Annotated in this window: 12 protein-coding genes; 6 read left to right on the top strand and 6 right to left on the bottom strand. The window is 69.6% G+C overall.

Annotated elements, in window-relative coordinates; genetic code table 11:
* Positions 1–503 (bottom strand): MerR family transcriptional regulator (locus G6045_RS41760; protein ID WP_165336585.1); only part of this gene is annotated, 503 nt, incomplete at its 3' end.
* Between the two features lie 241 nt (positions 504–744).
* Here G6045_RS41760 and G6045_RS36805 point away from each other — a divergent pair.
* The gene (locus G6045_RS36805; RefSeq protein ID WP_165336584.1) at positions 745–1,914 is read left to right on the top strand and encodes a cystathionine gamma-synthase; all 1,170 of its coding nucleotides are present in this window, start codon (positions 745–747) and stop codon (positions 1,912–1,914) included.
* A 36-nt stretch (positions 1,915–1,950) separates the two neighbouring features.
* Here the strand turns inward: G6045_RS36805 and G6045_RS36800 are convergent, their stop codons facing one another.
* From G6045_RS36800 to G6045_RS36790, 3 genes are all read right to left on the bottom strand, one after another.
* Positions 1,951–2,199 (bottom strand): hypothetical protein, encoded by a 249-nt coding sequence (locus tag G6045_RS36800; protein ID WP_165336583.1) that lies wholly within the window; start codon positions 2,197–2,199, stop codon positions 1,951–1,953.
* A complete protein-coding gene (locus tag G6045_RS36795; RefSeq protein ID WP_165336582.1) occupies positions 2,186–2,683 on the bottom strand; it encodes a sigma factor-like helix-turn-helix DNA-binding protein in 498 nt (165 codons plus the stop codon). Before G6045_RS36795 ends, G6045_RS36800 begins: the two co-directional genes overlap by 14 nt.
* A 91-nt stretch (positions 2,684–2,774) precedes the next feature.
* A complete protein-coding gene (locus tag G6045_RS36790; RefSeq protein WP_233415400.1) occupies positions 2,775–3,290 on the bottom strand; it encodes a MarR family winged helix-turn-helix transcriptional regulator in 516 nt (171 codons plus the stop codon).
* Between the two features lie 162 nt (positions 3,291–3,452).
* On the opposite strand from G6045_RS36790, the gene ilvA reads away from it, so the two are divergent.
* From ilvA to G6045_RS36775, 3 genes are all read left to right on the top strand, one after another.
* Positions 3,453–4,700 (top strand): threonine ammonia-lyase, encoded by a 1,248-nt coding sequence (gene ilvA / locus G6045_RS36785; protein ID WP_165336580.1) that lies wholly within the window; start codon positions 3,453–3,455, stop codon positions 4,698–4,700.
* Between the two features lie 168 nt (positions 4,701–4,868).
* Positions 4,869–5,888 carry an ATP-binding cassette domain-containing protein gene (locus tag G6045_RS36780; RefSeq protein WP_165336579.1) on the top strand — a complete coding sequence of 340 codons (1,020 nt, stop codon included), beginning with the start codon at positions 4,869–4,871 and terminating at the stop codon, positions 5,886–5,888.
* Positions 5,885–6,751, top strand: a complete 867-nt coding sequence (locus G6045_RS36775) for an ABC transporter permease (RefSeq protein WP_165336578.1) — start codon at positions 5,885–5,887, stop codon at positions 6,749–6,751. The genes G6045_RS36780 and G6045_RS36775 overlap by 4 nt, the downstream gene beginning before the upstream one ends.
* Positions 6,752–6,825: 74 nt before the next feature.
* Here the strand turns inward: G6045_RS36775 and greA are convergent, their stop codons facing one another.
* Both greA and G6045_RS36765 read right to left on the bottom strand, forming a co-directional pair.
* Positions 6,826–7,323 (bottom strand): transcription elongation factor GreA, encoded by a 498-nt coding sequence (gene greA / locus G6045_RS36770; protein ID WP_165336577.1) that lies wholly within the window; start codon positions 7,321–7,323, stop codon positions 6,826–6,828.
* Between the two features lie 154 nt (positions 7,324–7,477).
* Complete coding sequence (locus G6045_RS36765; protein WP_165336576.1) at positions 7,478–7,882, bottom strand: DUF4307 domain-containing protein; 405 nt, start codon at positions 7,880–7,882, stop codon at positions 7,478–7,480.
* 105 nt (positions 7,883–7,987) lie between these two features.
* Here G6045_RS36765 and mca point away from each other — a divergent pair, with 105 nt between their 5' ends.
* Positions 7,988–8,869: a mycothiol conjugate amidase Mca gene (gene mca, locus G6045_RS36760; protein WP_165336575.1), complete on the top strand. Its 882-nt coding sequence runs from the start codon at positions 7,988–7,990 to the stop codon at positions 8,867–8,869.
* Positions 8,862–9,058 (top strand): hypothetical protein (locus G6045_RS36755; RefSeq protein ID WP_165336574.1); only part of this gene is annotated, 197 nt, incomplete at its 3' end. The genes mca and G6045_RS36755, both read left to right, overlap by 8 nt.

The following is a 9,058-nucleotide window of genomic DNA, read 5'->3' as shown; positions in this document are numbered from 1 at the left end:
CGTACGAGGTGACCCTGGCGCAGGAGCCCGGCCGCTCCCAGCACCCCCATAAGCCGCCCGACGCACTCGCCGACCGCCTTCCCCACGTCGGCCGCCGCGCACGTGGCCCGCACCACGGTGAGGTGGCGCCCGGGCTCCTGCGCCAGGGTCACCTCGTACGACGGAAGGCCCTCGGCCACCCGCGTCAGCATCCGCAGCCGTCCCTGGTCGCGGCGGATCCGGGCGGCGAGCCGGTCGCGTTCGGAGCGGAGGATCTTCGCGCGCACGTGCGGCTCCGCGGTCGTCAGGGTCTCGCCGATCACCGCGAGCGGCAGGTCGAGTTCCCGCAGCAGCGCGATGGTCAGGGCGTCGCGTGCCTGGTCGGCCGCGTAGTAGCGGTACCCGGTGGCCGGGTCGACCCGTACGGGCGCGAGCAGGCCGATCTCGTCGTAGTGCCGCAGCTGTTTGACGCTGAGCCGGCACAGCCGGGCGAAACGTCCGATGGTGAGCAGTTCCTCGTGCACGCCTTCATCGTGGACTCTCCCACCGGGGGAGAGTCCAGGCCGCGCCGCAAGCGGAGACCGCCCGGCACAGCAAGCGCAAACCGCACCGCGCCGCAAGGTGAAACCGCACCGCGCCGCAAGGTGAAACCGCACCGCACAACAAGCCGAAACCGCACCCCACAACAAGCGGAGATCGCACCGCGCCGCCGGCCGAACCCGCACCGCCCCGCACCCGGCGCCCCGCCGGACTACCCTCGGCCCCATGAGCGACGAGCACAACACCCCCGGCGCGGCCCGGAGTTTCGAGACCCTGGCCATCCACGCGGGCAACACCGCCGATCCTCTGACCGGCGCGGTCGTCCCCCCGATCTACCAGGTCTCCACGTACAAGCAGGACGGCGTCGGCGGTCTGCGCGGCGGCTACGAGTACAGCCGCAGCGCCAACCCGACCCGTACGGCCCTCGAGGAGAACCTCGCCGCCCTCGAAGGCGGCACCCGCGGTCTCGCCTTCGCCTCGGGCCTGGCCGCCGAGGACTGCCTCCTGCGCACCCTGCTCGCCCCCGGCGACCACGTGGTGATCCCCGACGACGCGTACGGGGGCACCTTCCGCCTGTTCGCCAAGGTCGTCTCGCGCTGGGGCGTGGAGTTCTCGGTCGCCGATACGAGTGATCCCGCGTCGGTCCGCGCGGCCCTCACCGACCGTACGAAGGCGATCTGGGTCGAGACGCCCTCGAACCCGCTCCTCGGCATCACGGACATCGCCGCGCTCGCCGACCTCGCCCGCACCGCCGGCGCGAAGCTGGTCGTCGACAACACCTTCGCGAGTCCGTACCTCCAGCAGCCCCTCGCCCTCGGCGCCGATGTCATCGTGCACTCGACGACCAAGTACATGGGCGGCCACTCGGACGTGGTCGGCGGCGCGCTGATCACCAACGACCCCGCTCTGGGCGAGGAGTTGGCGTATCACCAGAACGCGATGGGCGCGGTGGCGGGCCCGTTCGACGCCTGGCTGGTGCTGCGGGGCATCAAGACCCTGGCCGTCCGCATGGACCGGCACAGCGAGAACGCCACGAAGATCGCCGAGATGCTGACCCGGCACCCGCGCGTCACGCAGGTCCTCTACCCGGGGCTGCCCGAGCACCCCGGGCACGAGGTCGCGGCCAAGCAGATGCGGGCCTTCGGCGGCATGATCTCGTTCCGCGTCGAGGGCGGCGAGCAGGCGGCCGTCGACGTCTGCAACAACGCGAAGCTCTTCACGCTCGGTGAATCCCTCGGCGGCGTCGAGTCGTTGATCGAGCACCCGGGCCGGATGACCCACGCCTCGGTGGCGGGCTCGGCCCTGGAGGTGCCGGCCGACCTCGTACGGCTCTCGGTGGGCATCGAGTCGGCCGACGATCTGCTCGCCGATCTGCGCCAGGCGCTCGGGGACTGACCCACCGGGTGAGCGGTCCGTCGCAAGGCGGACCGCTCACCACCCCTGCAGCGGCGGTGTCACCTCGGACGGCGGCGGTACGAACGGATCGGTCACCGCGACCCACACCATGAACGCCAGGAAGCCGAGCACCGCCCCCCACCACATGAGCCGCCGCACGACCATCCGCTGCCGCAGCAGCCGCGACCCGCGGCGCACCACGTCGTCGTACAACTCGGCCGGCACCGCGGGCGCCGGTGTGGTGTCGAGCAGCCGGCGGACCTCGTTCTCCTTACGGTCGGACACGCTCGACCCCCCGTACCGTCTCGGTGCTCGTGAGCCGCAGCGCTCCCGACTTTCCGGCGAGCACGAGCGACATCGCGCGGAAGCACAGCGTCCGCACCCGCTCCATCGGCAGCCCGAGCAGGGCCGCGGTCTGCTCCTCCGCGACGCCCTCGTGGACCCGCAGCACGAGCACCAGACGCTCCTGCGGCGAGAGCATCCCGAGGGCCCCGCCCCTGCCTTCGCGCAGCCGCCAGCTCATCATCAGGAAGCGGTACGCGAGTTGCTGGCGCGCATAGGTGTACGGGTCCTCGCCATGCAGCCGGTCCCAGGAGGCGTACGTACGCGCGAGCGCGGCGGTCAGCAGGCGCCGGGCGCGCGGATTGTCGTCGGGCGGCTCGGCGGTCAGCAGCGTCGCGGCATGCAGCAGCCGTCCGGCCGCGCCCGCGACGAATGACTCGAAATCCCGGGCCCGGCGGACGAGTTGGACCGTCTGCCGCTCACGCACCGCGCCTCCTGGAACCTCATCACAGGAGGTCCTGGTCTCATATCAGGCCAGTGCGGGGTCCCCGGTCAAGAGGCCGGAAGGCACCTGACGGTCACGATGCGGGCGGGATGTCCTCCGACGTCGCTCCCTGTCCCATCCGTGCGGACAGCGCGTCGTTGAAGCGCGTGAGGAGCGTGCAGAAGTCCTCGCGCTCCTTCGGCGCCCAGTCGGAGGTCAGCTGGGCCATCAGTTCACGCCGCGAGGCCCGTACTTCTTCGAGGCGGGACTGGCCGCGCGGGGAGAGCGCGAGCACCACCGCACGCCCGTCCTCGGGGTGCGAGGTGCGCTTGACCATCCCGGACTCCACGAGCGGGGCGACCTGCCGGGTCACCGTCGAGGAGTCGATACCCATGGCCGCGGCGAGCGCCTTGACGCCCATCGGGCCTTCGTTGTCCAGGCGGTTGAGCAGCAGGTAGGCGGCGCGGTCCATGGAGTTGCGCAGCTGCCCGACCCCGCCGAGCCGGGTCTGCTCGGCACGGCGGGCGAAGACGGCCACCTCGTGCTGCAGATGATCGAGAAGGACGCTCTTCTCGGCGCTTTTCCCACCTGAGGGGTGGTCGGTCGTCATGTCCGGGGTTGTGGGCATGGCCGGGGCTCACTTCATGGTTGGTCGGCGGATTGGGGGACAGGGTACGCGGCCCGGGGCGTTGTCGTACCAGCGCTGCGTAAACCGGAGGCCAGACATTCCCCGCCCAGGCCACGAGTGCCCCCGACTGCCAGACTCGATGTCATGAACTACCGCACCGGTGACTCCTTGCATCTGTCCGCTCCCCGCCACCCGGTCACGCTGGACGATGTGCGGGGAGCGCAGAAGATGCTCATCGGCGTCTCCCGCGTCACCGCCATGGAGGGCAGCCGCCACCTGACCGAACTGGTCGGCTCCCCGGTCCACTTGAAGTGCGAGAACCTCCAGCGCACCGGTTCGTTCAAACTGCGCGGTGCGTACGTGCGGATCGCCGGCCTGATCGCCGAGGAGCGCGCGGCCGGGGTGGTCGCCGCCAGCGCGGGCAATCACGCCCAGGGCGTCGCCCTCGCCTCCTCGCTCCTGGGGGTGCGCTCGACCGTCTTCATGCCGCAGGGCGCCCCGCTGCCGAAGGTCGCGGCGACGCGGGAGTACGGAGCCGAAGTACGTCTGCACGGACAGGTGGTGGACGAGACCCTGGCCGCGGCGCAGGATTACGCACGCGCAACGGGGGCCGTGTTCATCCACCCCTTCGACCACGCCGACATCATCGCCGGGCAGGGCACCCTCGGCCTGGAGATCCTCGAACAGTGCCCCGAGGTGCGCACGATCCTCCTCGGAGTCGGCGGGGGAGGGCTCGCCGCGGGGGTCGCGGTCGCGGTCAAGGCGCTGCGGCCCGACGTCCGCGTGATCGGCGTGCAGGCGGCGGGCGCGGCCGCGTATCCGCCCTCCCTCGCGCTCGGCCACCCCGTGGCCCTGGAGCACCCGGCCACGATGGCGGACGGCATCAAGGTGGGCCGCCCGGGAGACGTCCCCTTCAAAATCGTTGGCGATCTGGTGGACGAGGTCCGTACGGTCTCCGAGGACGCGCTCTCGAGCGCGGTCCTGCTGTGCCTGGAACGCGCGAAGCAGGTCGTCGAACCGGCCGGCGCGGCACCGGTCGCGGCGCTGCTCAGCACACCGGAGCAGTTCACGGGCCCGGTGGTCGCGGTCCTGTCGGGCGGCAACGTCGACCCGCTGCTCCTGCAGCGGATCCTGCGCCACGGCATGGCGGCGGCCGGCCGCTATCTGTCCCTGCGGCTGCGTCTGGCGGACCGGCCCGGCGCGCTGGCCTCGCTGCTCGCGGCGTTGTCAGTGCTCGATGCCAATGTGGTCGACGTGAGTCATGTACGGACCGACCCCCGGCTCGGGCTCACGGAGGTGGAGGTCGAACTGCACCTGGAGACCAAGGGGCCGCAGCACTGCGCGGAGGTGGCCGCCTCGCTGCGCGAGGCCGGGTACACCGTGATCGCCTGAGGCTTCCCGCAAAGGGGCTGCGGGACGCGATGTATCGCGTTATGGTGTGTCCGCTCGGGCACGCGTCCCGAGGGCTGCCCGCGTGCCTGCCCGCCCGCCCGCGCGCGCAATAAGTCGGGCAAATCTAAGATTTCTGTAAAAGATCACCCAAACACTGGGAGAACCCACATGCCAGGCGCCATCTACGCCGAAGGGCTGGTCAAGCACTTCGGCGATGTAAAGGCTCTGGACGGCGTCGATCTCGATGTCCCCGAAGGCACCGTCCTCGGCCTGCTCGGACCGAACGGTGCGGGCAAGACCACCGCGGTCCGCTGCCTGACGACGCTGCTCACCCCCGACAGCGGCAAGGCCGTCGTCGCGGGCATCGACGTCGTCAAGAACCCCAACGAAGTACGGCGCTCGATCGGCCTGTCCGGTCAGTTCGCCGCCGTCGACGAGTACTTGACGGGCCGTGAGAACCTGCAGATGGTCGGCCAGCTCTACCAGATGAGCAAGCGGGACGCGAAGGCGCGAGCCGCCGAGCTCCTCGAGCAGTTCAACCTCACGGATGCGGCCGACCGCCCCTCCAAGACCTACTCCGGCGGTATGCGCCGCCGTCTCGACCTCGCCGCGGCCCTGGTCGTATCGCCGCCGGTGATGTTCATGGACGAGCCGACCACCGGTCTCGACCCGACCAACCGCCAGGCCCTGTGGGAGGTCATCAAGCAGCTGGTCGACGGCGGTACGACGCTGCTGCTGACCACGCAGTACCTGGAGGAGGCCGACCACCTCGCCCACGACATCTGCGTGATCGACCACGGGCGCGTGATCGCCCGCGGCACCTCGGACCAGCTCAAGGCCCAGACCGGCGGCGAGCGCGTCGAGGTCGTCGTGCACGAGCGCGCCCACATCGCCACCGCCCAGGAAGTGCTGCGCGGCTTCGCGAAGACCGAGACCGGTCACACCGTCGACGACCACACCCGCAAGCTCACCGTCCCGGTGACCGGCGGCGCCAAGCTGCTCGCCGAGGTCATCCGCGAACTCGACGCGCGCGGCATCGAGATCGACGACATCGGTCTGCGCCGCCCGACCCTCGACGACGTGTTCATCTCGCTGACCGGCCACAAGGCCGAGCTCGAGGAGGAGACGGACGCCGAGGGCGAAGACCCCAAGGCCGCGAAGAAGGCCAAGAAGGAGGCCGGCCAGTGAGCGCCGTAACCGACACCGTCAAGGGCGGAGGCCCGGTGGCCGGCGGCGGCCTCAGCGGGTCCGTCCGGGACTCCCTCGTCGTCGCCAAGCGCAACCTGATCCGGATGGCGCGCATCCCCGAGATGATCCTGTTCGGGATCATCCAGCCGGTGATGTTCGTGGTCCTGTTCACGTACGTCTTCGGCGGCTCGATCGCCATCCCGGGCGCCGGCGTCAGCGCCGATGCCTACAAGGAATTCCTGATGGCCGGCATCTTCGCCCAGACCGTCACCTTCGCCACGGCGGGTGCGGGCGCGGGCATCGCCGACGACATGCACAAGGGTCTGATCGACCGCTTCCGGTCGCTGCCCATGGCCCGCGGCGCCGTGCTGACCGGCCGCACCCTGGCCGACTCGGTGCAGACCGCCATCACGCTGCTCGTGCTCGCGATCGTCGCGCTGCTCGTCGGCTGGCGCACCCACGAGAACATCGGTTCGGTGCTCTTCGGCTTCGTGCTGCTGCTCCTGCTCGGGTACGCGTTCTCGTGGATCGGCGCCCTGATCGGCCTCTCGGTCCGCACCCCGGAGGCCGCGACCTCCGGCGGTCTGATCTGGCTGTTCCCGCTGACGTTCATCTCGAACGCGTTCGTGCCGGTCAACGGCATGCCCTCGTTCCTGCAGCACGTCGCCGAATGGAACCCGTTCAGCGCCACTGTCGCCGCGGCCCGCCAGCTCTTCGGCAACACGATCGAGGGCGTCCCGAAGTCCGTGACCGGCGCCTGGCCGATGGAGCACCCGATCTGGGCCTCCATCATCTGGTCGATCCTGATCATCGTGGTCTTCCGCACCCTCGCCGTCCGCAAGTACCGCAACGCGTCGGCCTGACCGGCCCGTACGCACGAGGAAGCCCCCGGCCGCTACGGCCGGGGGCTTCGTCATGTCGTACGAGGGCGGAGCACTCATCCCTGGTGCGGCTTGACCTCAAGGATCTTCACCGTGGCCATCTTGCCGTTGGGGAGCTCGTACTGCGCGTCCTCACCGAGCTTCTTGCCGTTCACGCCGGAGCCGAGCGGGGACTGCGGCGAGTACGTGTCGATGTCGTCGGAGATGTACTCGCGCGAGGCGAGCAGGAACGTCATCGTGTCGTCCTCGTCGCCGTCGAAGGCGATCGTCACGACCATGCCGGGGCCGACCACACCGTTGTCCGCCGGCGGCTCGCCGACCTTCGCGCGCTCGAGGAGCTGCGTGAGCTGGCGCACGCGCAGCTCCTGCTTGCCCTGGTCCTCGCGCGCCGCATGGTAGCCGGCGTTCTCCTTGAGGTCGCCCTCCTGGCGAGCTTCCTCGATCTTCGCAACGATCAGCGCGCGCGCGGGACCCGACAGGTACTCCAGCTCTTCCTTGAGCTTGTCGTACGCCTCCTGGGTCAGCCAGGTGACGTTGTCGCTGGTCTGGGTCACAGGTGCTCCTCGTAGGTACTGGGAATACAAAGCATCGCCCTACCCCGAAGAATGTTCCTTCTCGGGTGGGCGAAACCACGAGCCTAACAATTCAGGCGGAAAAGGGGGAGGACGTAACGCGGAGATCTGAGTCCGCGCAGGTCAGCGCCGCAGGTCAGCGCTGTGCGCAGGAGACCAGCTCGGCGGCGGTGGCCTTTTCTGTCGTCCGCAGCGTGAAAACCTTCGTGACCTGCTCGGTCCGCTGTGCGAAAACGACGTCCTTGCGGCCCACCTCGGCGCCGCTCTCGGCGAGCGCCCGAACGGTGCAGACCCCGCCCGTGGCGGCGTCCTTCTGGACGTCGAGCTTGACTTCGACCTCGCTCGCGGAGACCACCTTGGAGGCGATCAGTTCGCCGCTGAAGGCGTTCTTGCCGGAGATGTAGTCGTAGCCGAACCAGCCGACGATCCCGAGGAGCAGCACCCCGAGCACCGCGCCGATGACCTTGAGCTTGCGGTCGGCGCGCTCGTCCGACGAGGTCCCGTAACGGGCCTCGGGGAGCGTCTGCTGGGCCGAGCTCATGATCGTCCTCTTCCGGAAGGGCCGGGGTGGGGCCGGGGAATTATCCCGCGCCGGTTTCCGTCACTATAGAAGCCGCCCAATGTGACTGATGACCGAGGACCCGCCTTGACTGAGCAGCTGCGACTGATGGCCGTGCACGCCCACCCCGACGACGAGTCGAGCAAGGGCGCGGCCACCATGGCCAAGTACGTGTCCGAGGGGGTGGACGTCCTTGTGGTGACCTGCACGGGCGGCGAGCGCGGCTCCATCCTCAACCCGAAGCTCCAGGGCGACGCGTACATCGAGGCGAACATCCACGAGGTGCGCCGCAAGGAGATGGACGAGGCGCGCGAGATTCTCGGCGTGAAGCAGGAGTGGCTGGGCTTTGTCGACTCCGGTCTGCCGGAGGGCGACCCCCTGCCTCCCCTCCCCGAGGGCTGCTTCGCCCTGGAGGACGTGGACAAGGCGGCCGGTGAACTGGTCCGCAAGATCCGCGCGTTCCGCCCGCAGGTCATCACCACGTACGACGAGAACGGCGGCTATCCGCACCCCGACCACATCATGACCCACAAGATCACGATGGTGGCGTTCGAGGGTGCGGCGGACACCGAGAAGTACCCGGAGTCCGAGTACGGCGACGCGTACCAGCCGCTGAAGGTCTACTACAACCAGGGCTTCAACAAGCCGCGCACCGTCGCCCTGCACGAGGCGCTCCTGGCCCGCGGCCTCGAATCCCCGTACGGCGAGTGGCTGGAGCGCTGGAAGGAGTTCGAGCGCGCCGAGCGCACCCTCACCACCCACGTCCCGTGCGCCGACTTCTACGAGATCCGCGACAAGGCCCTGATCGCGCACGCCACGCAGATCGACCCCGACGGCGGCTGGTTCCGAGTGCCGATGGAGATCCAGAAGGAGGTCTGGCCCACGGAGGAGTACGAACTCGCCAAGTCGCTCGTCGACGTTTCGCTCCCCGAGTCCGACCTCTTCGCGGGCGTACGCGACAATGCCTGACATGAGCGCGAATCTGGCACAAGCGGTCCTGCTCGCGAAGGAGCTGGACGAGGACAAGGTGACCCCGGGTGTCCTGGGCTTCATCGTCTTCGCCGCCCTCGCGGTGGGCGTCTGGTTCCTGATGAAGTCGATGAACCGCCACATGGCCCGAGTCTCCTTCGAGGAATCCCCCGACCCGAAGGCAACCCC

The organism is Streptomyces mesophilus (assembly GCF_011044995.1).
Classification (GTDB): domain Bacteria; phylum Actinomycetota; class Actinomycetes; order Streptomycetales; family Streptomycetaceae; genus Streptomyces; species Streptomyces mesophilus.
Note: the sequence above shows the minus strand (reverse complement) of the source record. Positions and strands in the feature narration are given on the sequence as shown.

Bases quoted from the DNA above. Each gene is read 5' to 3' on its own strand.
- G6045_RS36780 (WP_165336579.1), top strand. From the start codon at position 4,869: ATGCCAGGCGCCATCTACGCCGAAGGGCTGGTCAAGCACTTCGGCGAT.
- G6045_RS36805 (WP_165336584.1), top strand. From the start codon at position 745: ATGAGCGACGAGCACAACACCCCCGGCGCGGCCCGGAGTTTCGAGACC.
- ilvA (WP_165336580.1), top strand. From the start codon at position 3,453: ATGAACTACCGCACCGGTGACTCCTTGCATCTGTCCGCTCCCCGCCAC.
- G6045_RS36790 (WP_233415400.1), bottom strand. From the start codon at position 3,290: ATGACGACCGACCACCCCTCAGGTGGGAAAAGCGCCGAGAAGAGCGTC.
- G6045_RS36765 (WP_165336576.1), bottom strand. From the start codon at position 7,882: ATGAGCTCGGCCCAGCAGACGCTCCCCGAGGCCCGTTACGGGACCTCG.